Source organism: Okibacterium endophyticum (assembly GCF_054780075.1).
The window spans coordinates 66,362-88,937 of sequence record NZ_BAAGXA010000008.1 but is presented as its reverse complement, the minus strand read 5'-3'; the positions used below and the strand labels follow the sequence as shown (position 1 = coordinate 88,937).

Sequence of the window (22,576 nt, the reverse complement as noted above, 5' to 3'; positions counted from 1 at the left end):
TACCGTGAGCGAAATGGGCACCGCGCACCGTCAACGGCTCAGCGGTCCATCGTTCGGAAAGATGAGGCTCTCAGCATGGATTACCTGCCCGCAGAAGGAACGATCACGATGTTCACCACATCGTGGTGCGGCTACTGCTCCCGCCTCAAAACGCAGTTGGCCTCTTCGGGCATCGGATACACCGAGGTCAACATCGAAGACGTCGCCGGCACGGCAGAACTCGTCGCCAGCCTGAACAGCGGCAACCAGACGGTGCCGACGGTCATTTTTCCCGACGGCACTGCCGCGACGAACCCGTCGCTCCGCGAGGTCAGCGAACGGCTGTCGGGCTGACGAGAACCTTGTCCCGTCCGGCCGCTTTCCGGCTGAGCCGTTGCACCCCCCGTTCCTCGACCGAGGGGCTCGTTGTTCGGCGCCCGCGAGCGTAGCCTCGTGGCATGAACGCACACGACGATGAGCGACACCACGATCCGCAAGAGGACAGCGCCTTCGTGCAGGGAACACGGGTGAACCGCGGCGACGGGGAATCCGGCAACGACCCGTACTCGGACTTCAGCGTGCCCCAGGACGCCGACATGACGGCAGATGCGCCGGCCGGTGCTCCCGCCCAGGTTGAGAGCGGCTCAGGCGACGACGATCACCCGGACACGGTCACGGACGAGGGCAGCGAGCGCAGCGGCGAGGTTGCAGAGAATCCGTCGACAACTGCGGAGACCCCGGCCGAGGCCGAAGAGATCCAACCGGAATCGCCCGGCTGACCCCGCATGACACCGACGGCCTCACCGGAACAGGCCCGCACCGCACCAGCGATCGATCAGCTTCGTGGCTGTCTCTCACCCGAGCCGCGGCGGGCATCGTGCGGTGTGACGGGCACTGTGATCATCACACCCGCCGCGACGAAGAGGATCGGCGCGATCAGCTGCGCCGAGAACCATCCGGGGCCTGACAGCGGAAGCGGAAGCACAGGGTTCCAGAGAACGATGATCGGCACCAGGACGATCAGCCACCAGTACGACCGCCCCTTGAGGGCGAACCACGCGACGATCGCGGCGAGAATGGCGACCGCATAACGCACGGCGGTAAACCAGTCGGTGCCGATGAGCGCCGCGCCGATGAACAGCACGATCGCGGCGAGCAGACCGGGGGCGAGCGCAGGCCTCGTGAACCCCGGTTCCGCCCGCCTGCTGTCTGCTGCACGCGGTGCCGTTGCCATGTCTAGGCCTCGAGCGCTTCGCGCAGGAGGTGGATGAGCGCGTTGAGCTGCACGGAGTCGCTCGTGGTGACGGGCTGGTCGCTTCCGTCGAGCGCTCGCGCCGCGAGGCCCTCTTTGGAGTCGATGAGCTCTGCGATCTTGGTGTCGATCGTGTGAGCGGCGATGATGCGCCATGCGGTGACCGGCTCCGCCTGCCCGATGCGGTGCACGCGGTCGATAGCCTGCGTCTGCTCGGCCGCCGTCCACGACAGCTCCGCGAGCACCACGTTCGACGCCGCCTGCAGGTTGAGCCCGACGCCCGCGGCCGTCAGGGAACAGACCGCGACCGAGACACCGGGGTCGGTGTTGAACGCGTCGATCGCGAGCTGACGAGCGGGGGTGGTCTGATCGCCGCGAATCGACACGGTGCGAAGCCCGCGTTCGGCGAAAACGCGCTCCGCGGCATCCATCACGTCGATGTGCTTCGCGAAGAAGACGACCTTGCCGATGGACCTGACCAGTTGCGCCGTGTAGTCGGCGGCGAGGCCGGCCTTCGCCTGACCGATGCGCCTGACCATCGAGAACACGTTCTCTGCGCCGCCCGTGGCCTTCGACTCGTCGAGTTCACCCTGCGCGACGAGTCGCATGATGTCGAGGTCCGGTTCGCCCTGCAGCGAAGCCCGTTCACCGCGTGCGTCGACGATGCGGCGGTATTTGGCGAGGAGCCGTTGGCCGAGCTCGTGTTCGGCATCGCGGATGGAGCGCCCGATGTCGTCGTCGAGCTCGACCGGTAGGTCTGCGACGAGCTTGTCCGGCAGGTCTTTGGCGACGTCGACCTTTTTGCGCCTGACGATGCCCATGTCGATGACAGCCGATCTGGCTTCAGGGTAGAACCCGTGGTCGGCAGGGGTGAGACCCGTCGCCTCGAGGCGTTCCATCAGTGCGGGAGCCGGCTTGTCACCCTCGACCCAGCCCAGAAAGCGCCAGATGGCATTAAAGTCTTCGACGTCGTTGATCAGCGGGGTACCGGTGAGCGCCATCAGCAGCGGGTCTCCGCCCGGCGCGTTCCTGCGGATGCGCTGCGACAGCGAGAGGACGTGCTGCGAACGCTGGGAGCTGAGGTTCTTGATGAAGTGCGCCTCGTCGACGACCATCGATCGGAATCCGAGCGTCGACAGCCACGAGAGGTGGCGGTCGAGCACCTCGTAGTTGACGATGATGACGTCAGCGAACGCGTCGACGTCCTGACCGTCGCCGTGGATGACCGTCGCCCGACGCTGCGGCGTCCACCGTTCGACCTCTCTCGCCCAGTTCATCTTGACGACGTTGGGCACAACGGCGAGCATCGGATAGGCATTCGCCACCGATGCGGCGAGAACGGACTGGGCGGTTTTTCCGAGACCGGGCTCGTCCGCGAGCAGGAAGGTGCGATGCCCGAGCCTGACACTCTCGAGAAAACGGGCCTGGTGCCTCATGATCTCGAGGTTCTTCGGCGAGAGCCTGTCGATCTTCGGCGCCTCTGGCAGGTCCATGGAGGCGGCGCCGCCTCCCGCACCCTGCTCGAAGGCCTTGTAGAGGGGGCTCATGAGCTCCCAGTTGGCGAGCCGGCCCCGTCCCGAGCCGTTCGGGGCAGGACGATCGATGTCTGGAGCGAGAAAGGGATTCGCGAGAAGCTTGGACCTGACCGACTGCGGCACGACCTGCCGCTGGGCCAGCTCGGCGGGAACCACCGGCTCCGCCTGAGGTTTCGTTGTGGTGATGATGAGCTCGTCTGCGCTCAGTTCCGCACCCGATTCGAGCAGCCAGTCCCTGCGCATCCGCTGCGCCACCGGGCTCGTGGCGGCGTCGGCCTCGAGAAGCGTGATGAGCGAGGTGTCGCGCGCCGCGGTCTTGGCGAGGATCGTCGCGACGCCGTCGAGGCGTTTCAGCAGCTCGGTGCGGCTCGAGTCGCTGAGCGTGGTGTCTGCCTTGACCCTGGCGCGCTCCTCGCGCACCAGGAAGGCGATGACCTGGAACTTGGTGCGATTGGTCGGGCCGACCTTGCCCTTCTGGGCCTTGGCCTCGACCTCGCGCACCTTGCGGGCGAGGATGGGGATGATGGGTGCTTCGTCATCATGGCGCGATGACGACGTTCGTGTGCCTGAACGACCCGAAGAACGGCGTTGGCCGGTGTGCGGCATGCTCCTCCTGAGCAATTGAAAATACCAGTGCGGTCGAAGACCGCGCGCGGGCGGCTCTCGGCGCGCCGCGCTGAATGCGAAACACAGAGGGCCGAATCGAGGTCGTCGAGAAACCGTCGAGGCCGCTCCGCAAGCGGCGAGCGCACATACATTCTATGTCACGAAGGCCCTGACGGGCACCGCAAGGGCAAAAGAGGTTCCTCTCGAACCCGGCTCCCGCGCCTCAGGCTCGGGCTGAGACGTGCGCAGGCTGTTGTGGATGCACTCGAGCCGATGGACCGCAAGCGCATACTCTGCAACGCTCGATGCCCATGAGCTCTATAGGCGAGCGGGTTTGGTGAGTCACCCAGACCCTCGGCGACTGATGATCCTGGATGCCGCCCAAATCGGGGTGACGAGTGCTCGGCCTGTGCCTCAGCGGGCCGCCCGGAACCGCCGCAGGCGCAGGCTGTTGAGCACAACGAACACACTCGAGAACGCCATCGCCGCACCCGCGATCATCGGATTGAGTAGGCCGCCGGGTCTCTTCGCCGATGCGATCAGGGCATCCGCTTGGGTGCCTCGACGGCAGCCGTGTATCCCGCGGCCGCGACGGCCCGCACGAGGTCGTCGACGGTGACCTTCCCCGTGTACTCGACGTGGGCCTTCTCTGTGGCCAGGTTGACGGCCGCCTCGACGCCGTCGGACGCCGCGAACGGTTCCGTCGTGACGTGCGTGGTTCTCGCGATCTCACCCACTTCGGTCGTTTTCATCGCGTATAACCGGTGAAAACGTCCGGACGAGGTGAAAATGCGTGAGGAGGTCAGTCAGAACCGCCACCGCCCGCGCGGGACGCACGCCCGGCGAACTCGCGCACGAACGCCGCGAACTCCGTGTTCCCCTCGATCGTGTACTCGACGCCGGGCTCGATCCAGGCCAGCGCACCGATCATCGCCTCGAAGCCCTCGCCAGAGATCGGCCATCTCGTCGTCGTCTCACTGTCCGCCGTCGCACCATTCGCCCACGGGCCGAATCGCTCGAGCATCTCGTCGAGCGGCACCCGCATCACGACGTCGGCGCTCTGGCGCACGGGACCGAGCCTCGCGATCGCCGCCTGAATGTACTCCGCAGCGTCTGCCACAGGAAGTTCGCGCGACTCGAACCTGACCCTGGTGTTCCTGAATCCGCCCATGCGGTCGACGCGGAACGTGCGCCAGTCGTCACGCACGACGTCCCAGGCGAGCAGAAACCAGTACCGCGCCGATGAGACGAGTGAATACGGCTCGATCAGGCGATCGGTCTCAGCGCCATCACGCGCCACATAGTGAAAGCGGATGCGTTCACGGTCGCGACAGGCGAGGGCGAGCATCCCAAGAAGATCCGGTTCGACCCTGGGAACCTCGCGACGCATCGGCCGGAGGTGATCGCCGAGAGCGTTCACCCGTCTGCGAAGCTCAGGAGGCAACAGGTTCTCGAGCTTGGCGAGCGCCGTGAGCGCCGTCTGCTCGCCGTCTGCGATTCCCTCCGTGGCGAACGACCGGAGCCCGATCGCCATCGCGACTGCTTCGTCGTCGGTCAGGAGCAGTGGTGGAAGCTCCGCTCCGGCCTCCAGCTGGTAGCCGCCGGCGGCTCCCTTGCTCGCCGTCACGCGATAACCGAGATCACGCAGCCGCTCGATGTCACGGCGCAATGTCCGTGCTGTGACTCCCAACCGAGACGCGAGCTCCCGACCTGGCCAGTGGCGGTGGGTCTGCAGAAGGTTGAGCAGTTCGAGAGCTCTCGAGGTTGTCTCCGACATATCTCCATATTCGCGCATCAAGCGGACACATTTTGACCTATATCGAAGCGAGGCTGGGTGCATGACCACAGAATCGATCATCAGCGCCCGGGGACTCACCAAAGAGTTCACCGCGAAGAAGACCACAACACAGGCCGTCACCGATCTCAGCCTCGATGTCGGGCGGGGCGAACTCGTCGCCTTTCTCGGACCGAACGGCGCAGGCAAGTCGACGAGCCTGAGGATGCTCACCACCTTGACTCCGCCGACGAGGGGCACAGCGCACGTCACGGGCTTCGACATCCTCACCCAGCCCGCAGAGGTGAGACGCCGCATCGGCTACATCGGCCAGGGCAACAGCGCGGGCCACAACTTCCGCGTGCGAGACGAACTGCGCAGCCAGGGCGCCTTCTACGGCATGCGTCGCCCCGTGGCAGAGCGACGGGCAGACGAGCTCATCGAGTCCCTCGACCTCACGGCCCTCGCCACAAGACCCGTGCTCACCCTGAGCGGCGGGCAGAAACGACGCCTCGACATCGCGCTCGGTCTCATCCACTCCCCCGAGCTGCTCTTCCTCGACGAACCATCCACCGGGCTCGACCCGCAGAGCAGGGCGAACCTCTGGCATCACCTCATGGACCTGCGCCGCGAGCACGGCACAACGATATTCGTGACGACGCACTATCTCGAAGAGGCAGACCAGTACGCGGAGCGCGTGATGGTGATGGACCACGGACGCATGATCGCGGACGACACGGCTTCGGCCCTCAAGACGAACCTGGCCGGTGACGTTATGACCCTCGGCTTCACTGACGACCGCGACGCGGCGCGTGCTCTCGAGATCGTACGCCGCATCGCCGGCCGGAGGGTCTCCGCAGACGGCGCCACCGTCGTCGCCACCGTCGAGAAGGGTGACCGGATGCTGCCCACCGTGCTCCGCGAACTCGACGCCGCGTCGCTGCCCGTCCAGACCAGCACACTGCGTCAGCCGACACTCGACGACGTGTTCCTGGCGCTCACGGGGCGCACCCTTCGCGAAGAGGCCACCATACCGGCCCCCGAACCCGTACCGACAGCATCCGCCAGCACAGAAGGAGCATCCGCATGACCACGATCCAGGCACCAGGCCAGGCCACCGCCCGCTCGACGAGTGTCGTCAGAGACACCTGGACGGTCTTCATTCGAGAAGTGCGCCCTCTCACACGCGATCCGTTCTCGCTGATCTTCAGCCTTCTTCAGCCCGTTGTGTTTCTCGGCCTCTTCGGGCCGCTGCTGGTCGCCGATTCCGGTGGGCGCGCCGCCGAGACGCTCTCGTGGTTCGTGCCGGGTATTCTCGTGATGATCGCGCTGTTCGGCACTGCGGCCACCGGGTCGAACCTGCTCAACGAGATGCAGACCGGCTCGCACGAGCGCACACTTGTCGCGCCCGTCTCGCGATCTGCGCTGCTGATCGGGCGCGCGCTCAAAGAGATGCTCCCCATCGTCATCCAGGCCGGAGTGATCGCACTCGTGACGATACCGTTCGGCTTCTCGGTCAATGTGCCCGGCCTGCTCGTCACCCTGGTGCTGCTGGCCATTTTCGGAATGGGATTCGGTTCGCTCAGCTATGCGCTCGCCCTCGCCAGCCGCGCCAGGGATTGGATGTTCTGGGCCGTGCAACAGGCACTGATCTTTCCCCTGATGATCCTGTCTGGAATGCTGCTCCCGATCGAACGTGGGCCCGAGTGGATGCAGGTCGCGGCCGCGATCAACCCGATCAGCCACGTCGTCGCCGCTGCCCGCAGCCTCTGCGCGGGTGACTTCGCGAGCACAGAGGTGCTCCCGGGGTTCACCGCGGCGATCGTGCTGGCGGCAGTCGGGCTTGCCGTCGGGATAGGCGCGATCAAGCGCAGCAGCTGAATCCCGGCCGTTTCCCGGCTGCGCTTCAGGACTGCCGCGAAGGGCCGTATCGGGACCGACCTCACGTCAGGCCGGTCCCGATACCGTCATCGACGGCATCCGGCGTCCAGGTCGCGTTGCTGAACCGCTGCAGAGTTGTCGCGGCGCAGAGCACGGTGTGGTGGTTCCGCGCGGTCTTGCCTGATCTCATCACGCTCCCGGGCCTCCGAACCATCGCGCGAGATGCTCGCGGACATCGCCCGCGCCGCTCAGCCACGCGACGTGTCCGTCCGGTCGCAGCAGCACGGCATCCGCATCGAGTTCGTCGCTCGTCCCGATGACGTGATCGACGCGCCCTTCCCAACCCGCTGCCGAGAGACGCCCGGTCTGGTCGAGGAGGAGTCCCCGCCCCTCGTGCATGAGCTCGTAGAGACGCACGCCGTTCTCGAGGCGCACATCGCGCATCCGGCGACCAAGCAGGTTGTCGCCGTCGCCGAGGTCGTAGCGGATGCCCAAGGCGGTGACCTTCTCGATGAGGTGCCGGGTCACACCCGGCAGATCCATGAGCTCGGAGAGCAGGCGGCGCACCGCGAGCGGGCCCGGCTCGAGCCGCAGTAGCTCGGACTGCGCCCGCGTGTTGTCGAGCACACCAGCGGCCACCGGGCGGCGCTCGGTCTCGTAGGTGTCGAGCAGACCCTCTGGCGCCCACCCGCCGACCTCGGTGGCGAGCTTCCAACCGAGATTAAACGCGTCTTGCATGCCGAGGTTGAGTCCCTGCCCGCCGAGCGGCGGGTGGACGTGCGCGGCATCGCCGGCGAGCAGCACCCGCCCGATGCGATAGCGCTCGGCGAGTCGAGTGGCGTCGCCGAAGCGCGAGAGCCAGCGTGGGGAATGCGCGCCGAAGTCGGTGCCGGCAACCGACCGCACCCGTCTTGTGAACTCCTCGAACGTCGGCGGAGTCGCCCGGTCGCTCACCCCTTCCGCGGGGACGACGCCGCGGAAGGTGCCCGTCCCGGAGGGACCGACTCCGAACCCAAGGGTCGTCGTGCGCACCTCGGCCACAACGGCCGCGACCTCCTCCGGCGGCACGTCGACGTCGAACTCGGCGAGCAGCCACTCGTTCGAGGCCGGCTCGCCGGGGAATTCCACGCCGAGCAGCTTGCGCACCGTGCTGCGGCCGCCGTCGCACCCCACGACGTAGCGCGCCCGCAACCGCTCGCCGTCCGCGAGCTCGACCGTGACGGCCTCGTCGTCCTGGCTGAGCCCGACGATCTCCCGCTCGCGCTGGATCTCGATGCCGCGCTCCGCGGCGTGCTCGAGCAGCAATCGCTCCACCTCGGTCTGCCGTAGTCCGAGCACGTACGGGTACGTCGTGTCCAGCTCGGGCGCGGGCTTCTGGATACCGGCGAAGTGCCCGCCCAGCGGGTACGTCTGTCCGGCGTCGAGGAAGCGGTCAGCGATGCCGCGTTGAGCGAGCATCTCGATGCTGCGGGCGTGCAGGCCGAGCGAGCGCACAACCCTCGTCGGTTCCGGGTCGCGTTCGAGCACAACGGCGTCCACGCCGTGCAGCGTCAGCTCGGCGGCAAGCCAAACCCCGGTCGGCCCGGCCCCCACCACGATCACGTCACTCATGTCAGCTCCCTCGTTCGGATCGGACGACCAGTCTGTCTGTCTGAGGGGGCCTTGCGGCAAGAGGGCAGGTGAGCTATATCCTGATAGTGGCAAGGAGTTCCAGTCTCTTTGCCCTTGTTGTTTGTGCCGGGGAACGTGCGTGATCACGCGGCTGGATCGAATCCCATACCGACGCCGTGCTCCAGCACCTCACACCCTGAGCAATACGCCCTAGAGCAGGCTCTTCGTGTGCCACACGGTTTTCATCTCGGTGAATGCGAGGATGCGCTCGAGGCTCGGCATCGCCGCACGCGCACTCCCGGACTCTGGCCGCACGACCCGTTTCAGGGTCTCTGCCGCGCTGATCTCGAGATCGACCCAGTCGATGTCACCAGCTCCTGTGAGGTCGAGCGCGTTGACGTCTGCGTGCGAGGCCAGCCACGGCGAGATCTCCGCCGCGGAGCCGGTGAGGATGTTCACAACGCCACCGGGAACATCACTCGTCGCGAGCACTTCGGCCAGGCTGATCGCCGAGAGCGGGTATGCCTCGCTCGCGATGACGACGACGGCGTTGCCTGAGACGAGGGCGGGGGCGACAACACTCACAAGTCCGAGCAGGGACGAGCCTTGCGGGGCGACGATCGCGACGACACCCGTCGGCTCCGGCACCGTCAGGTTGAAGTACGGGCCGGCGACCGGGTTGGCGTTGCCGGCGACCTGGGTGTATTTGTCCGACCAGCCTGCATACCAGACCCAGAGGTCGATGGCCTCGTCGACCTGCCTGGCGGCGACGGATGCAGAAACCCCCTCCCCAGACGCGATCTCATCGATGAACTGGGCACGTCGCCCCTCGAGCAGCTCGGCGATGCGGTAGAGCACCTGCCCGCGGTTGTACGCTGTCGCACCAGACCACCCGGAGACGGCCGACCTGGCGGCGACAACCGCGTTTCGGGCATCCTTTCGAGACGCCTTCGCCGCATTGGCGAGAAAATCCCCGCCCGCGCTGACCACGTCGAAGGTGCGGCCGGATTCGGAACGGGGGAAGGCTCCGCCGATGTAGAGCTTGTATGTCTTCGGAACGGACAGACGGCTCATGCCGGCACCCCCTTGGTACGCGTGCGTTTCGCCGGCTTCTTCTGGGCTTCTTCCCGCTTCGAGGACGACACGGCAGGGGTCGCCTGCGCCGTTTCGGAGCGTGTCAGAGCGGCAGCCTGGCCAGCCGGCTTCAGGTAGGCCGTCAGTCCGCTGCGGCCGCCCTCGCGCCCGTAGCCTGACTCCTTGTAGCCGCCGAACGGGCTCGCGGGATCGAAACGGTTGAACGTGTTCGCCCACACCACACCCGCTCGCAGTTTGTCGGCCACGGCGAGGATCCTGCTGCCCTTCTCGCTCCAGATCCCCGCCGACAGTCCGTACGGGGTGTTGTTCGCCTTCGCGATCGCCTCAGCCGGTGTGCGGAAGGTCAGCACGCTCAGCACCGGACCAAAGATCTCTTCGCGGGCGATGCGGTGGCTTGTGGACACACCCGTGAAAATGGTCGGCGCGAACCAGAAGCCGTTCTGGGGCAGCTCGCAGTCCGGGCTCCAGCGCTCGGCGCCCTCTGTCACGCCGACGTCGCTCAGTGTGCGGATGCGCTCGAGCTGAGCGGCGGAGTTGATGGCGCCGATGTCTGTGTTCTTGTCAAGCGGGTCGCCGACGCGCAGGGTCTGCAGGCGCTGTTTGAGCCTGTCGACCACCTCGTCGTGGATGTTCTCCTGCACGAGCAGACGTGAGCCCGCGCAGCAGACATGGCCCTGGTTGAAGAAGATGCCGTTGACGATGCCCTCGATCGCCTGATCGATGGGCGCATCGTCGAAGACGATGTTCGCCGCCTTGCCGCCGAGTTCGAGGGTGAGCCGCTTGTCCGTGCCTGCGACGGATTTGGCGATCTCACGGCCGACCGCAGTCGATCCGGTGAACGCGACCTTGTTGACATCCTGGTGCCTGACGAGCGCCTGGCCGGTCGCGCCTGCGCCGGTCACGATGTTCACAACGCCCGCGGGCAGGTCGGCCTGCTGCACGATCTCGGCGAACAGCAGAGCTGTCAGCGGCGTCGTCTCGGCCGGCTTCAGCACAACTGTGTTGCCCGCGGCGAGCGCCGGGGCGATCTTCCAGGCGAGCATCAGCAGCGGAAAGTTCCAGGGGATCACCTGACCGGCGACGCCGAGGGCGCTCGGAGCGGGGCCGAGCCCCGCGTGGTCGAGTTTGTCCGCCCAGCCCGCGTAATAGAAGAACCAGGCGGCGACGAGGGGAACGTCGACATCCCTGCTCTCTGTGATGGGCTTGCCGTTGTCGAGGCTCTCTGCGACGGCGAGCTCCCTCGAGCGCTCCTGCACGAGCCGCGCGATGCGGAACAGGTACTTGCCGCGATCCGACCCGCTGAGTCTCGACCAGACGCCGTCGTACGCGGCCCTGGCTGCCGCCACAGCCCTGTCGACATCGGCGTCCGACGCCGTTGCGATGGTCGCTATCCGCTCTTCTGTCGCGGGCGAGATGGTCTGGAACGGGGTGCCGGATCCTTCGACGAACTCACCACCGATGAAAAGCCCGTAATCGCTTTTGAGATCGAGGATGGCCTTCGACTCGGGTGCCGGGGCGTATTCGAGAAAACTCATGGAGAAAACCGATCGTTGATGGGTGCGTGGGATGGACGTCGGGCAGTGGCCACAAGAGTTCAGTCGATGGTCACGTAGGCCGCGCCCGAGTAGTGGCCGCTCGTCATCCTCTGGCGCTGCAGAAGCACGTCGTTGAGCAGGCTCGAGGCGCCGAAGCGGAACAGGTGCGGCTGCAGCCATTCTTCGCCGACGGTCTCGGCGACCGTCACGAGATAGCCGATGGCGTCTTTGGACGTGCGGATGCCACCTGCCGGCTTCACGCCGACCTTCTCGCCCGTGAGGCGGTGCCAGTCGCGGACCACCTCGAGCATCAGCAGGGTCACCGGAAGTGTGGCCGCCGGAGAGACCTTTCCTGTGGAGGTCTTGATGAAGTCACCGCCGGCGAGAATGGCCAGCCACGAGGCACGCCTGACGTTGTCGTAGGTGTTCAGCTCGCCGGTCTCGAGAATCACCTTGAGATGCGCGTACGTGCCGTCGCCGCGCCTGCACGCCTCTTTGACGGCGACGATCTCGTCGTAGACCTGTCCGTAGCGCCCCGAGAGAAAAGCACCGCGGTCGATGACCATGTCGATCTCGTCTGCGCCGGCGTCCACGGCGTCAGAGGTGTCTGCCAGTTTGACGGCGAGCGACGCGCGCCCTGAGGGGAAAGCGGTCGCCACCGCGGCGACGTTGATCCCGGTGTCCGTTCCGGCCGAGTGAGCGGTGCCGAGCGCCTCGACGGCATATGGAACCATGTCGCCGTACACGCAGACGGCCGCGACGCGCGGTGTGCTCGGATCAGTGGCGTCCGGCGTGAGCGCCTTCGCGGCGAGCGACCTGACCTTGCCGGGTGTGTCCGCGCCCTCGAGTGTGGTGAGGTCGATCAGTTCGATGACCTTGTCGAGCGCCTTGCGCTTGCTCGTGGTCTTGATCGACCGTGTCGCCAGCGAGGCCGCGCGCTGCTCGAGCCCAACGGCATCCACACCAGGTATGCCGTCGAGGTAGCGTCTCAGGCTCGCGTCGGTGATCGGACCGTCGATCAGTTCGATGGCCGCGGGTCTCGGCAGGGCCAGCCGCGATGTGCCCGTCGCTGTCGAATCGGTCATGGTGTCCTCACTGTGTGCTGCTGCATAGCGGAAATCGGGTTCGTGTTGTTGTGGGCGGTCACGGTCGACGTCTGTCGAGCAGATCAAGCGCGATCGCCTCGTCGGTGATCAGAACGGTGCACAGGCCGCTGGTGACGACAGCCCGCGCGATCCCTTGCTTGCCCGCACCCGCGATGACGGCGATCGCCGTCTGCGCATCGCGGACGACATCGAGCGGGATGCCGAGGGTGCGCTCATCGAGAGAAGGACTCACGATCATGCCGTCGGCGCCGATGTAGCGCCCGATGACATCGCCGACGGCCCCTCTCCTCACGAGCTCATCGATGTCGGCGGTCGTGAGGTAGCCGCTCTCGACCAACGCCGAATCGTGGCCGGCGACGCCCGCGCTGTAGAGATAGGCAGATGCGGCAGTTGCCATGGCGAGCACCGACGCGACTGTGCGATCGGCTTCGATGCTTTCCTTTGTCTCGACCAGCTCGAGGATCGCCGGGCTGGGCAGCAGCGTCGCCTGACCGGATGCCTTCCTGGCGATCTCGACGGCGGTCGCCGCTGCCGTGCCCGCGCGCTGGTTGACACTCACTCCGCCGTTGATCTGCACGACGTTCACACCTGTCGCCCACCCGCCGCCGAGGTGCTGGGCGACGTCGTGAAGGGTGCGGCCCCAGCTGATGCCGAGCGTCCGCGGCACCGGCCTGAGGCTCGCCAGGTAGTCGGCAGCGGCCTGCGCTGCGCGATCACGCACGTCATCCGATCTCGAGGCGCCCGCGAGAGGGACCACAACGGCATCCGCTATGTCGAATCGCTCGCGAAGCTCACGTTCGAGTGTGAGCTTGCGCGCGCGGGGGTGCACGATCTCGATGCGGATGAAGCCCTTGTCTTTCGCCGATGCCAGCAGTCGGCCGACCTTCCACCGCGTGAGGCCCAGGATCCGGCCGATCTCGTCTTGCGTCTTGTCTTCGTCGTAATAGAGCTCTGCGGCGCGGATCGACAACAGCTCATCGCTGTCGGCTGGTTGCACGGCGGACCCACTCACCCGCCAAGCCTAAGTCGATCACGCCCGCAGAACAACACCTGTTGCGGTCTCTGCTCATAAGAGCACGCATGGCGAAGGGGATGCTCACCTGCTGCGCCAGCGACAGCGCCGGCGATGCCCGTGCCGGTCGCAAGACCAGCGGCAGACGATCATCGCCCCGAGCACGTCGCTCGACCTCGCTCAGCCCGCCCTTCTTTGCGCTACACCTCTTGTGACGCGCTATCCGAAGTAGGAGCGCGCGTCACAAATCGTGTAGCGCTCGGTTCTGCAGATGGTTCTCGTCGGCACACTGAGCGTAGGCTGGTGCCATGCCAGCACCCGGTGCGAAGGACGACCGCTCGCAGCGTCTCGCAGACACGCTCTTCGCCGTTGCAGACACCCTCGACACGCTCACGTCGCAGCAGTGGGCTTCACCGAGCCTGTGTGAGGGCTGGAGCGTGAAAGACGTGGTCGCGCACCTCACCTGGCGTGTGGGCAGCTCGAACCGGGCCTTCGCGAGCAGTCTGGTGAAGGCATCCGTTGCCGGTCGGCACCTCAACCCGATGCGGTCCATGGATGACATCGCCAGGTCGCTGGCCGATGCCCGTTCGCCCGACGAACTGCGCAGGCAGATCAGGTTCATCGCGACGCAGAAGGCTCGAGGGCTCGGCCGCACGGGAACGGGAGAACTCGCCGAGGTTGTTGTGCACGGCTACGACGCGGCGCAACCGTGCGACAAGGCGATTCTCTTCGCGCACGAGACCACGGAACGGGTGGCACGAGCGGGCGCGAGGATCGCTCCCCTCAGGGTGAGGACCGTGCTCGCGAACCGACAGCTCGTCGCGGCCGACGCCGGCTGGAGCATCGGCGAGGGGTCGGAGATCATCGCGACAGCCGCGAGCATCGTGCTCTTCATCTATGGGAGACGGGCTATCGATCCACAACGCCTGCGTTCTGGCCTCGATGCCCCTCTTCCCGCACCGCGGCCCGCATAACACTCTCGCGCCGTCGGTGAGTTGCGGGATTCTGTTGCAGAACCCCGGGTGGAGCAGCAGATATCCGCGACTCACCGAACAGACCCCGGTATCAGCGCGGGCCGGGCAGATGGCCTGGGCAACTCACCCGAGGATCTCGCGCACACGCTCAACATCGTCTGTCATCTGGGCGATGAGCGGCTCGATGCCCGTGAACGCGACCATTCCCCTGATGCGCGTGACAAAGCGCACATCGACGACCTGACCGTACAAATCGAGGTTGGTGCGGTCGAGAACGTACGCCTCCACCTGTTTCTGCGCCACTCCGTCGAATGTCGGGTTGTTGCCGACAGAGATCGCTGCAGGGTAGGTCGTGTCCCCCGCGCGCAGCCACCCTGCATAGACACCGTCGGCAGGTATGAACCCGTGCGCCTGCGCGGACAGGTTCGCGGTCGGAAACCCGAGTTCGCGGCCCCGTTTGGCCCCGTGCACAACAACACCGCGGACTGTCGGCTCGCGCCCGAGCAGCTCTGCGGCCTCTTCGATCCGCCCCTCTGCGAGAAGGCCGCGGATCCACGTGGACGACGCACGCCTGAGGTCGCGCGGCACGACATCCGCGATCGTCTCGACGACGAAACCGTGGGTCTCGCCGAGCTGCCTGAGCGTCTCAACGGTCCCGGCGCCCTTGTGCCCGAATCTGAAGTCGCCCCCCACAAGAACGGCGCGAGTGTGCAGCGCGTCGACGAGCACACTCCTGACGAACTGCTCAGGCGTGAGATGTGACAGCCGCTCGTCGAATGGGAGCATCACAGTGGCGTCGATGCCGGTCTCGGCCAGCAGGTCGAGCTTCTGGTCGGTGCCGACAAGGCTCTGCGGAGCCTTCTCGGGGGCGAACAGCGCGAGCGGATGCCGATCGAAGGTGACGACGACGCTCTCGAGCCCCCGCTCCGCCGCGACCTCTCGCAACCGTGCGATGACTGCTCGATGCCCGGCGTGCACACCGTCGAACTTGCCGATGGTCACCGCGGACTCCGAGAAGTCCGCCGGCACCGACTCGAGGCGGGTGAAGACTCTCATACGCCGGTTCCGCCGCCGCGGACCTGTGCGTCTGTGCCCGCCGACCCCGGACGAACCGGCCGATGGCGCGCAAGCCACCACATCCCGAGGAGCGGGAGGACAAGGGGGATGAACAGGTAGCCCCGGCCGTAGAACGACCAGACGGTGTCGTCCGGAAAGAGCGCGGGGTCGACGAGGCTGACCGTGCCGATCGCGATGACCCCGAGAAACTCGAAGACGATGGTCGCCCAGGCCAGGCGATACCATCCGGGCGTGCGCCTGACGAGCGCGACCGTCGCCACGATGTAGACGACCGCGGCCAGTGCCGAGAGCAGGTATGCGACAGGCGCATCATCGAAGTGCGTGGCGATCTGCGAGAACGAGCGTCCCGTCGCGGCGAGGGCGAGGATGCCGTAGACGACGACAAGCAGGCGCCCGAGGCCGGCGATCATCACCGGTCGCTCTGAGGAAGCGGTGGTGTTGTGTTGAGTCTTCTCGTTCGTCATGTCACACCAATTCTAGGGACGCCGCATGCGCGATGCGTGCCGGGCGGGCGATTCGCCCACAGCTCTCCGCCGCTCGAGCTCACGCGAGCTGCGCCGACCAGATCTGGCCCATCCGGTAGACCATGACCGCTATCGCGAGCGATGACGCGCCCAGAACCACCGTGCTCCAACGCGATCTGTCGATCAGGGCCCAGAATGCCGCTGCAGGCGGCACGAGGAGTGCGGAGATCAGGTAGGTGTAGAACTCGAGCACGTTGCCGGTGGGCTGGTTGCCGACCGCCGGGGCGATCAACGCGACGACGAGCTGAGCGATCAGGAGCACCTCGACGAGTGCCGTCGCTCCGAGGGTGAGATCGCTCGGAGCACGACCCGTCAGACCGATCACGATGCAGAGCAGCCCCGCGAGCACCGCCACCGCGACCTGAGTGATCGTGAACCACTCGATCACTGTGCACCCGGTCTTCCGGCAGCCGCTTCTGCATCGGGAAAGTTGACGATGCTCTTCGCCTGCCCGTTCCGCAGCTCGATCACGCCGACGAGACGGCCCGTCGGCGAGACGGCTGCGAGCGGACCGTCGAGCTGCGGGAGGCGATGCGAGTCGATCCGTTTGCCGTGCCCGAGATCCGTCGCCTGCTGCTCGCTGACATCCGCTCTGGGGAGGATCGCCGTCGCGGCCTCTGCGGCGCCGATGAGGTGCAGGGCAGGCTCCACGCTCTCGATCTCGTGGGCGTCGTCGATCGAGAACGGGCCGATTCGGGTGCGGCGGAGGGCTGTGAGGTGTCCGCCGACGCCCAGCCCCGCGCCGAGGTCGCGTGCAAGCGCCCTGATGTAGGTGCCCGACGAACAATCGATCCGCACCTCAAGGTCGATGACGCCGCGCCCTCGGATGCGACGGCTCACGTCGAACCGCGAGATCGTGACGCGTCTGGCAGAGAGCACGACCTGTTCGCCAGCTCGCACAAGCGCGTAAGCGCGTTTTCCGTTCACCTTGATGGCGCTGACACTGCTCGGCACCTGGTCGATCTCACCGGTGAGTTCGCGAACACCCGCATCGATGTCGTCGTCGGCCACCTGAGCAACCGCGTCTTCCGCGGCCGTTGAGGCCAGCTCTCCCTCTGCGTCGTCCGTCGACGTGCTCTGACCGAGCCTGATCGTGGCGAGATAGGTCTTGTCCTGACCGACGAGATACGTGAGCAGTCGCGTCGACGAGTTCACTCCGACGATCACGAGCCCTGTCGCCATCGGATCGAGTGTTCCGGCGTGGCCGACCTTGCGTGTGCCCGCGAGGCGGCGAACCCGAGCGACGATGTCGTGGCTGGTGATGCCAGACGGCTTGTCGATGAGCAGGATTCCTGAACTCACCACTTGCTCCTTCTCGTCGACACGGCCCTGCCATCTTCCCACATCGCCGGCCGGCGACGTCGCGAGCTGTTCAGCAGCTGTCGAGGAAAGTGCGCCGGGGGTGGTCCTCGTCGACGTTGTCGATGATCACACCTGCAGCCCTCGCCGGGTTCACCTCGGCACGATAGAGCGTCTGCCCGCCGACGTAGCGCGCGTTCGACATGGCATCCGGCCTGGGATCTGCGCCGATCGACGAGTGCAGACGGCTGTATGCGACGTCGAACGGAACGTCGAGCCACACGGAATAGTTCCAGGCCCCTCTGATCTCGGGCCGGTGCAGGAATACCCCGTCGACGATGAGAACAGCGTCTTTCGGCCCCGTGACCCAGCGGGCCTCCTCCATGGTGTCCCGCATCTCGTCGAAGCCCACGAGCTGGAAACCCGCGCTCCCTCCGAAGCGAAACGGCTCGATGAGCACCCGTCGCAGCAGCGAATAGTCGAACGAGTCGACGTAGAACCCCTCTGGCGAATCCTTGCCCCGTCGGTATCTGTCTTCTCGCGGGCGGTGGAAGTCATCGATCGACGCCCTGAACGCCGTGTGATCGGCCTCGCGGAACACCTCGGCGAGGCCGTCTGCAAAGCGGGCGGTGCCCGAGCCGCCCACACCGTCGACGGCGACGATGACACGGCCTCTCGGGTAGTTGTGGGTGATCTCGTCGCGCAGCTCGCGCAGGAGTGCGATGCGTGGAGTCGTGACGAGCCTCATGCTGCGAGCATACCCTCGGCCTCACGCCTGCCCTCGAGACCCTGCGTGCGGTTAGGGTAGCGGGGTGACCATCAGCACCACCTCGGCGGATCAGGCATCCGCGCGCTCTTCCACCCCCGCGATCGCGCCCCTGGTCAACGACTGGTATCGCGCCTCCGCCAGGGACCTTCCCTGGCGGAGACGGGAGTTCACGGCATGGGGAACACTCGTGAGCGAGTTCATGCTTCAGCAGACACCGGTGAACAGGGTCATCCCCCGGCTCGCCGAGTGGCTGGAACGCTGGCCGACTCCTGCCGACCTCGCGAGCGTGCCGCCCGGCGAAGCCGTCCGCGCCTGGTCGAACCTCGGGTATCCGAGACGCGCGCTCTGGCTGCACAGCGCAGCCGTTCAGATCACCGAGCGGCACAACGGGGTCGTGCCGGCCGCCGTGCCCGAGCTGCTCGCGCTCACGGGCGTCGGCGACTACACGGCACGAGCCGTAGCCGTCTTCGCATATGGACACAGGCATCCGGTCGTCGACACGAACACACGACGCGTCATCGCACGCGCCGTGCTCGGCCAGGGCGAACCCGGTCCCCCGCACAGGGGGAAAGACCTGGCGACGATGGAGGACCTGCTGCCGCAGGACGACGCAGAGGCGGCCGTGTTCAATGCGGGCGCCATGGAGCTCGGCGCCCTGGTCTGCACGGCTCGTGCTCCTCGCTGCGACGCGTGCCCGCTCGTCGAGCACTGCGTGTGGCGGTCCGCCGGCTACCCGGCCTATCTCGGTGCGAGAAAACCCGTGCAGAAGAAGTACGAGGGCAGCGACAGGCATGTGCGAGGGCTGATCATGCGGGAACTGCGTGCCTCTGACGTGCCCGTGACGACGGCCGAGATCAAGACGCTCTGGCCAGACGCCGTCCAGCGCGATCGCGCCGTTGCCGGTCTCATCGCCGACGGGCTGGCCGTCGACACCGGCTCCGGATACCTTCTGCCCTGACTCGCATACAGCGCCACGGATGCAGCGACCCGTGGATGAGCGCCCCGCACGCAGTGCTGCCGGCGGCAGTGCATGCCCGGCGCTGCGACTCGGAACGCCGGGTCCGGTCAGACGGGGCGGTCTGCTTCGTCGTCGTCTTCCCGAGGCTTGACGTAGGGATCCTCGTCGCCGGCGTACGCAGCAGTCGCCGCGAGTCCGGCGACCTCGGTGTCCCTGTCCCTCGCCTCGCGAAGCAGCTCTTCGATGTGCTGAGCGTTCTCGGGGATCGCATCGTGGATGAACTCGAGCGACGGCGTGAGCCTGGCGGTGATGTTGCGGCCGACTTCGCTGCGAAGCATCCCCTTCGCGCGTTCTAGGGCGGCCGCGGTGTCGGCCCGCTCCTCGTCTGTGCCGTAAACGGTGTAGAAGATGGATGCGTGCTGCAGGTCACCCGTCACCTGAACATCGGTGATGGTGACGAAGCCGAGGCGCGGATCGCGGAGACCACGATCGAGGCGCTTCGCGACGACCTCTTTGATGCGATCTGCGAGCTTGCGGGCCCGTGGGTTCTCAGCCATGGTTCTCTCTTTCGGCGGTGCACCGGACGGTGACTCTCGGTGCCGGAGGCCAGACGGCCGGGGCAGCCCTTCGAAAGAGGCTGCCCCGACCGGTGACCGTGGTTGTCAGACGCGAGTGATCAGCCGCGAGGCTTCTCGATGAGCTCGGTCGTCTCGATCTCGTCGCCGATCTGGATGTCGTTGAACTTGCCGAGGCCGATACCGGCTTCGAAGTCCGTGCGCACCTCGGTGACGTCGTCTTTGAAACGACGCAGCGACTCGATGGCCAGGTTGTCGCCGACCACAACGCCGTCGCGGATCACACGCGCCTTGGCATTGCGCGTGATGGTTCCCGAGCGCACGATGACACCGGCGATGTTGCCGACCTTCGAGGAGCGGAACACCTCGCGGACCTCGGCGACACCGGACTGGACCTCTTCGTACTCTGGCTTGAGCATGCCCTTCAGCGAGCTCTCGACATCGTCGATCGCGTTGTAGATCACCGAGTAGAACCGGATGTCGACACCCTCGCGGCTCGCACGTTCGCGGGCCTTGGTGTCCGGTCGCACGTTGAACCCGATGATGATCGCGTTGTCGATCGTCGCCAGGTTCACGTCGGACTCCGTGACGGCACCGACACCGCGGTGGATGATGCGCAGCTGCACGCTCTCGTCGACCTCGATCTTGAGCAGCGACTCTTCCAGAGCCTCAACGGCACCGGAGACGTCACCCTTGATGATGAGGTTGAGCGACTCGACCTTGCCCTCTTCGAGCGCCCTGGTGAAGTCTTCGAGGCTGATCCGCTTGCGCGCCTTGGCCAGCTGGGCATTGCGCTCGGCGGCTTCACGCTTCTCGGCGATCTGGCGGGCGGTGCGGTCTTCTTCTGTGACGAGGAAGGTGTCGCCCGCTCGGGGAACGCTCGAGAGGCCCTGGACCTGGACCGGACGCGAGGGACCCGCTTCGGGAACAGCGTCGCCGTTCTCGTCGATCATCGCCCGCACACGGCCGTATGCCGTGCCGGCGACGATCGCGTCACCGATACGGAGCGTTCCGGACTGGATGAGCACTGTCGCAACCGAACCGCGGCCCTTGTCGAGCTTCGCTTCGATGGCAACACCACGTGCGTCCTTGTTCGGGTTCGCACGCAGGTCGAGACCGGCGTCAGCTGTGAGGAGCACAGCATCGAGCAGCTCGGTGATTCCGATGTTGTCTCGAGCAGACACATCGACGAACATCACGTCGCCGCCGTACTGCTCGGCGACAAGACCGTACTCCGTGAGCTGCTGGCGCACCTTGTCCGGATTGGCGTCGGGCTTGTCGATCTTGTTCACGGCGACCACGATCGGCACATCGGCCGCCTGCGCGTGGTTCAGCGCCTCGATCGTCTGCGGCATGATGCCGTCGTCCGCCGCCACCACGAGGATGGCGATGTCCGTGACCTGCGCACCACGAGCACGCATGGCGGTGAACGCCTCGTGCCCGGGTGTGTCGATGAAGGTGATCGCGCGATCTTTGCCCTCGTGCTCGGCGTGCACCTGGTAGGCGCCGATGTGCTGGGTGATTCCGCCGGCCTCGCCCGCGACCACATTGGCGTTCCGGATGGCGTCGAGCAACCTGGTCTTACCGTGGTCGACGTGACCCATCACAGTCACCACCGGTGGGCGCGCCACGAGATCTTCGTCGTCTTCGGCCTCGAGCTCGGCATCAAGGTCGATGTCGAAGCCTTCGAGCAGCTCGCGGTCCTCGTCTTCGGGCGACACCATCTGGATCTTGTAGCCCAGTTCAGAGCCGAGCACCTCGAATGTGGCCTCGTCGAGCGATTCGGTCGCCGTTGCCATCTCACCGAGGTGGAACAGCACGGTCACCAGGTTGCCCGGCTGGACCTGCATTCCCGTGACCGACTCAAGGCGGTCTGCGAAGTCAGAGATGGATGCTCCGCGGCGCAGTCGGATCTGTGTCTTGCCGTCACCGCGGGGAACGCTCACGCCGCCGAGCGACGGAGCCTCCCTCAGCTCGAATTCCTGCCTCTTGGTGCGCTTCGACTTGCGCGACTTGCTCTTTCCGCCGCCGCGGCCGAAGGCGCCTGCTGTTCCTCCACCCGGTCCGCGACCACGACCGCCACCGCCACTTGGACGACCGGCGAAGCCGCCTGGGCCGCCTGGGCCGCCACCCGGACGCTGGAAACCGCCAGCGGTGCCCGGGGCACCGCCCGGGCGCTGGAAACCGCCGCCACCGGGACGACCGGCGCCGCCACCGCCACCTGGGCGCTGGAAACCGCCGCCGCCGGGACGACCGCCGCCGGCGGGGCGTGGTGCCCCTGGCCTCGGTGAACCGGGACGTGGAGCCTGCGGACGAGGAATGTTCGCCGGGGTGGGACGCTGGCCCATGCCCTGGGCGCTGGCGAAGGGGTTGTTTCCCGGGCGGGGTTGACCGGCAGGACGCTGACCCATGCCCTGCGAGGTCGTGAACGGGTTGTTGCCTGGACGCGGCTGCCCCGGCCGGGGAGCACCTGCTCCCGGAGCCGACTTGTCGCCCGATGCCGCAGGTTCCTCCGGCCTCTCCGCCGGTTGAGCCGGAGGCGTCTCAGACGGGCGGGCTGCCCCCGGGCTCGGCACTGTGCTCTTGGGTGCGGAACTCACCGGCTCTGCCTGTACGGGCTCTGCACTCGCGGGCACGGCGCCCTGGGGCTCCGCGCTCTTCGGCGCAGCCGGCGTTCCGGCCGACGGGCGTCCGGCTACGGGACCGGGTGTGCTCGCAGTGGGCTTGGCCGCAGCGGGCTTCGATCCTTCTGCGTCTTTCTTCGGCGCCGCTCCGGCGCCGTCTGCCTCAAGCGCGGCGCGAAGCTTGCGCGCGACCGGAGGTTCGATCGTTGAGGACGGAGACTTGACGAACTCGCCGATCTCCTTCAATTTCGCAAGGGCTACCTTGCTGTCGACACCGAGTTCGGATGCGATCTCGTGTACGCGTGGTTTTGCAGCCACTTCTCTCCTGTCTGGGCCCGCCCAGACAGGGCAGACCGTTAGTTACGGACGGGTCTCATTTCGAGCCGCTCA

23 protein-coding genes are annotated in these 22,576 nt (G+C 66.6%); 6 read left to right on the top strand and 17 right to left on the bottom strand.

The features are described from left to right. The first annotated feature begins 75 nt into the window (after positions 1 to 75). On the top strand, positions 76 to 333 hold the full coding sequence (locus ACYVF5_RS12350) for a mycoredoxin (protein ID WP_460946808.1): 258 nt from the start codon (positions 76 to 78) through the stop codon (positions 331 to 333). A gap of 104 nt (positions 334 to 437) precedes the next feature. Beyond that, positions 438 to 758, top strand: a complete 321-nt coding sequence (locus ACYVF5_RS12345; RefSeq protein WP_460946806.1) for a hypothetical protein — start codon at positions 438 to 440, stop codon at positions 756 to 758. A 56-nt stretch (positions 759 to 814) separates the two neighbouring features. On the opposite strand, the gene ACYVF5_RS12340 is transcribed toward ACYVF5_RS12345, so the two are convergent. The 4 genes from ACYVF5_RS12340 to ACYVF5_RS12325 all read right to left on the bottom strand — a co-directional run bounded on the left by ACYVF5_RS12340 (position 815) and on the right by ACYVF5_RS12325 (position 5,149). Beyond that, positions 815 to 1,213, bottom strand: a complete 399-nt coding sequence (locus tag ACYVF5_RS12340; RefSeq protein ID WP_460946804.1) for a DUF6804 family protein — start codon at positions 1,211 to 1,213, stop codon at positions 815 to 817. 2 nt (positions 1,214 to 1,215) lie between these two features. Then, entirely contained in the window at positions 1,216 to 3,372 is a 2,157-nt protein-coding gene (locus ACYVF5_RS12335) for a DEAD/DEAH box helicase (RefSeq protein WP_460946802.1), read from the bottom strand. 539 nt (positions 3,373 to 3,911) lie between these two features. Beyond that, on the bottom strand, positions 3,912 to 4,124 hold the full coding sequence (locus ACYVF5_RS12330) for a hypothetical protein (RefSeq protein ID WP_460946800.1): 213 nt from the start codon (positions 4,122 to 4,124) through the stop codon (positions 3,912 to 3,914). Between the two features lie 50 nt (positions 4,125 to 4,174). Next, positions 4,175 to 5,149: a helix-turn-helix transcriptional regulator gene (locus ACYVF5_RS12325; protein ID WP_460946798.1), complete on the bottom strand. Its 975-nt coding sequence runs from the start codon at positions 5,147 to 5,149 to the stop codon at positions 4,175 to 4,177. 61 nt (positions 5,150 to 5,210) lie between these two features. Here ACYVF5_RS12325 and ACYVF5_RS12320 point away from each other — a divergent pair, with 61 nt between their 5' ends. Further along, positions 5,211 to 6,236 carry an ATP-binding cassette domain-containing protein gene (locus ACYVF5_RS12320; RefSeq protein ID WP_460946796.1) on the top strand — a complete coding sequence of 342 codons (1,026 nt, stop codon included), beginning with the start codon at positions 5,211 to 5,213 and terminating at the stop codon, positions 6,234 to 6,236. Next, positions 6,233 to 7,027, top strand: a complete 795-nt coding sequence (locus ACYVF5_RS12315; RefSeq protein WP_460946794.1) for an ABC transporter permease — start codon at positions 6,233 to 6,235, stop codon at positions 7,025 to 7,027. Before ACYVF5_RS12320 ends, ACYVF5_RS12315 begins: the two co-directional genes overlap by 4 nt. Positions 7,028 to 7,088: 61 nt before the next feature. On the opposite strand, the gene ACYVF5_RS12310 is transcribed toward ACYVF5_RS12315, so the two are convergent. The 6 genes from ACYVF5_RS12310 to ACYVF5_RS12285 all read right to left on the bottom strand — a co-directional run bounded on the left by ACYVF5_RS12310 (position 7,089) and on the right by ACYVF5_RS12285 (position 13,386). Further along, complete coding sequence (locus tag ACYVF5_RS12310; protein ID WP_460946792.1) at positions 7,089 to 7,217, bottom strand: hypothetical protein; 129 nt, start codon at positions 7,215 to 7,217, stop codon at positions 7,089 to 7,091. Then, on the bottom strand, positions 7,217 to 8,638 hold the full coding sequence (locus tag ACYVF5_RS12305; RefSeq protein ID WP_460946790.1) for an FAD-dependent monooxygenase: 1,422 nt from the start codon (positions 8,636 to 8,638) through the stop codon (positions 7,217 to 7,219). Before ACYVF5_RS12305 ends, ACYVF5_RS12310 begins: the two co-directional genes overlap by 1 nt. 210 nt (positions 8,639 to 8,848) lie before the next feature. Further along, positions 8,849 to 9,712, bottom strand: coding sequence for an aldehyde dehydrogenase family protein (locus ACYVF5_RS12300; protein WP_460946788.1), 864 nt, complete (start codon positions 9,710 to 9,712; stop codon positions 8,849 to 8,851). Next, positions 9,709 to 11,268: an aldehyde dehydrogenase family protein gene (locus ACYVF5_RS12295; RefSeq protein WP_460946786.1), complete on the bottom strand. Its 1,560-nt coding sequence runs from the start codon at positions 11,266 to 11,268 to the stop codon at positions 9,709 to 9,711. Before ACYVF5_RS12295 ends, ACYVF5_RS12300 begins: the two co-directional genes overlap by 4 nt. Positions 11,269 to 11,327: 59 nt before the next feature. After that, the gene (deoC, locus tag ACYVF5_RS12290; protein ID WP_460946784.1) at positions 11,328 to 12,353 is read right to left on the bottom strand and encodes a deoxyribose-phosphate aldolase; all 1,026 of its coding nucleotides are present in this window, start codon (positions 12,351 to 12,353) and stop codon (positions 11,328 to 11,330) included. Positions 12,354 to 12,411: 58 nt separating this feature from the next. Beyond that, positions 12,412 to 13,386, bottom strand: coding sequence for a sugar-binding transcriptional regulator (locus ACYVF5_RS12285; protein ID WP_460946782.1), 975 nt, complete (start codon positions 13,384 to 13,386; stop codon positions 12,412 to 12,414). A gap of 308 nt (positions 13,387 to 13,694) precedes the next feature. Here ACYVF5_RS12285 and ACYVF5_RS12280 point away from each other — a divergent pair, with 308 nt between their 5' ends. Next, positions 13,695 to 14,360 carry a maleylpyruvate isomerase family mycothiol-dependent enzyme gene (locus tag ACYVF5_RS12280; RefSeq protein ID WP_460946780.1) on the top strand — a complete coding sequence of 222 codons (666 nt, stop codon included), beginning with the start codon at positions 13,695 to 13,697 and terminating at the stop codon, positions 14,358 to 14,360. A 123-nt stretch (positions 14,361 to 14,483) separates the two neighbouring features. Here the strand turns inward: ACYVF5_RS12280 and ACYVF5_RS12275 are convergent, their stop codons facing one another. The 5 genes from ACYVF5_RS12275 to ACYVF5_RS12255 all read right to left on the bottom strand — a co-directional run bounded on the left by ACYVF5_RS12275 (position 14,484) and on the right by ACYVF5_RS12255 (position 18,008). After that, positions 14,484 to 15,416, bottom strand: coding sequence for a bifunctional riboflavin kinase/FAD synthetase (locus tag ACYVF5_RS12275; RefSeq protein WP_460946778.1), 933 nt, complete (start codon positions 15,414 to 15,416; stop codon positions 14,484 to 14,486). Then, a complete protein-coding gene (locus ACYVF5_RS12270) occupies positions 15,413 to 15,901 on the bottom strand; it encodes a hypothetical protein (protein ID WP_460946777.1) in 489 nt (162 codons plus the stop codon). Before ACYVF5_RS12270 ends, ACYVF5_RS12275 begins: the two co-directional genes overlap by 4 nt. A 79-nt stretch (positions 15,902 to 15,980) precedes the next feature. Beyond that, positions 15,981 to 16,349, bottom strand: coding sequence for a hypothetical protein (locus ACYVF5_RS12265; protein WP_460946775.1), 369 nt, complete (start codon positions 16,347 to 16,349; stop codon positions 15,981 to 15,983). Next, complete coding sequence (gene truB / locus ACYVF5_RS12260; RefSeq protein ID WP_460946773.1) at positions 16,346 to 17,266, bottom strand: tRNA pseudouridine(55) synthase TruB; 921 nt, start codon at positions 17,264 to 17,266, stop codon at positions 16,346 to 16,348. The genes ACYVF5_RS12265 and truB overlap by 4 nt, the downstream gene beginning before the upstream one ends. A 67-nt stretch (positions 17,267 to 17,333) precedes the next feature. After that, entirely contained in the window at positions 17,334 to 18,008 is a 675-nt protein-coding gene (locus ACYVF5_RS12255; RefSeq protein WP_460946771.1) for a nucleoside/nucleotide kinase family protein, read from the bottom strand. A gap of 64 nt (positions 18,009 to 18,072) precedes the next feature. Here ACYVF5_RS12255 and ACYVF5_RS12250 point away from each other — a divergent pair, with 64 nt between their 5' ends. Then, positions 18,073 to 18,987, top strand: a complete 915-nt coding sequence (locus ACYVF5_RS12250) for an HhH-GPD family protein (protein ID WP_460946769.1) — start codon at positions 18,073 to 18,075, stop codon at positions 18,985 to 18,987. A gap of 107 nt (positions 18,988 to 19,094) precedes the next feature. On the opposite strand, the gene rbfA is transcribed toward ACYVF5_RS12250, so the two are convergent. Further along, positions 19,095 to 19,544 (bottom strand): 30S ribosome-binding factor RbfA, encoded by a 450-nt coding sequence (gene rbfA / locus ACYVF5_RS12245; RefSeq protein ID WP_460946767.1) that lies wholly within the window; start codon positions 19,542 to 19,544, stop codon positions 19,095 to 19,097. Positions 19,545 to 19,663: 119 nt separating this feature from the next. Continuing rightward, positions 19,664 to 22,504: a translation initiation factor IF-2 gene (infB, locus tag ACYVF5_RS12240; protein ID WP_460946765.1), complete on the bottom strand. Its 2,841-nt coding sequence runs from the start codon at positions 22,502 to 22,504 to the stop codon at positions 19,664 to 19,666. Positions 22,505 to 22,576 lie beyond the last annotated feature (72 nt).

What these genes read in the sequence shown, in the direction of transcription:
- rbfA (WP_460946767.1), bottom strand. Translation starts at nt 19,544, where the DNA reads ATGGCTGAGAACCCACGGGCCCGCAAGCTCGCAGATCGCATCAAAGAG.
- ACYVF5_RS12300 (WP_460946788.1), bottom strand. Translation starts at nt 9,712, where the DNA reads ATGAGCCGTCTGTCCGTTCCGAAGACATACAAGCTCTACATCGGCGGA.
- ACYVF5_RS12340 (WP_460946804.1), bottom strand. Translation starts at nt 1,213, where the DNA reads ATGGCAACGGCACCGCGTGCAGCAGACAGCAGGCGGGCGGAACCGGGG.
- deoC (WP_460946784.1), bottom strand. Translation starts at nt 12,353, where the DNA reads ATGACCGATTCGACAGCGACGGGCACATCGCGGCTGGCCCTGCCGAGA.
- ACYVF5_RS12325 (WP_460946798.1), bottom strand. Translation starts at nt 5,149, where the DNA reads ATGTCGGAGACAACCTCGAGAGCTCTCGAACTGCTCAACCTTCTGCAG.
- ACYVF5_RS12335 (WP_460946802.1), bottom strand. Translation starts at nt 3,372, where the DNA reads ATGCCGCACACCGGCCAACGCCGTTCTTCGGGTCGTTCAGGCACACGA.
- ACYVF5_RS12345 (WP_460946806.1), top strand. Translation starts at nt 438, where the DNA reads ATGAACGCACACGACGATGAGCGACACCACGATCCGCAAGAGGACAGC.
- ACYVF5_RS12320 (WP_460946796.1), top strand. Translation starts at nt 5,211, where the DNA reads ATGACCACAGAATCGATCATCAGCGCCCGGGGACTCACCAAAGAGTTC.
- ACYVF5_RS12275 (WP_460946778.1), bottom strand. Translation starts at nt 15,416, where the DNA reads ATGAGAGTCTTCACCCGCCTCGAGTCGGTGCCGGCGGACTTCTCGGAG.
- ACYVF5_RS12350 (WP_460946808.1), top strand. Translation starts at nt 76, where the DNA reads ATGGATTACCTGCCCGCAGAAGGAACGATCACGATGTTCACCACATCG.
- ACYVF5_RS12280 (WP_460946780.1), top strand. Translation starts at nt 13,695, where the DNA reads ATGCCAGCACCCGGTGCGAAGGACGACCGCTCGCAGCGTCTCGCAGAC.
- ACYVF5_RS12315 (WP_460946794.1), top strand. Translation starts at nt 6,233, where the DNA reads ATGACCACGATCCAGGCACCAGGCCAGGCCACCGCCCGCTCGACGAGT.
- ACYVF5_RS12330 (WP_460946800.1), bottom strand. Translation starts at nt 4,124, where the DNA reads ATGAAAACGACCGAAGTGGGTGAGATCGCGAGAACCACGCACGTCACG.
- ACYVF5_RS12310 (WP_460946792.1), bottom strand. Translation starts at nt 7,217, where the DNA reads ATGAGATCAGGCAAGACCGCGCGGAACCACCACACCGTGCTCTGCGCC.
- ACYVF5_RS12255 (WP_460946771.1), bottom strand. Translation starts at nt 18,008, where the DNA reads ATGAGGCTCGTCACGACTCCACGCATCGCACTCCTGCGCGAGCTGCGC.
- ACYVF5_RS12295 (WP_460946786.1), bottom strand. Translation starts at nt 11,268, where the DNA reads ATGAGTTTTCTCGAATACGCCCCGGCACCCGAGTCGAAGGCCATCCTC.
- ACYVF5_RS12305 (WP_460946790.1), bottom strand. Translation starts at nt 8,638, where the DNA reads ATGAGTGACGTGATCGTGGTGGGGGCCGGGCCGACCGGGGTTTGGCTT.
- ACYVF5_RS12270 (WP_460946777.1), bottom strand. Translation starts at nt 15,901, where the DNA reads ATGACGAACGAGAAGACTCAACACAACACCACCGCTTCCTCAGAGCGA.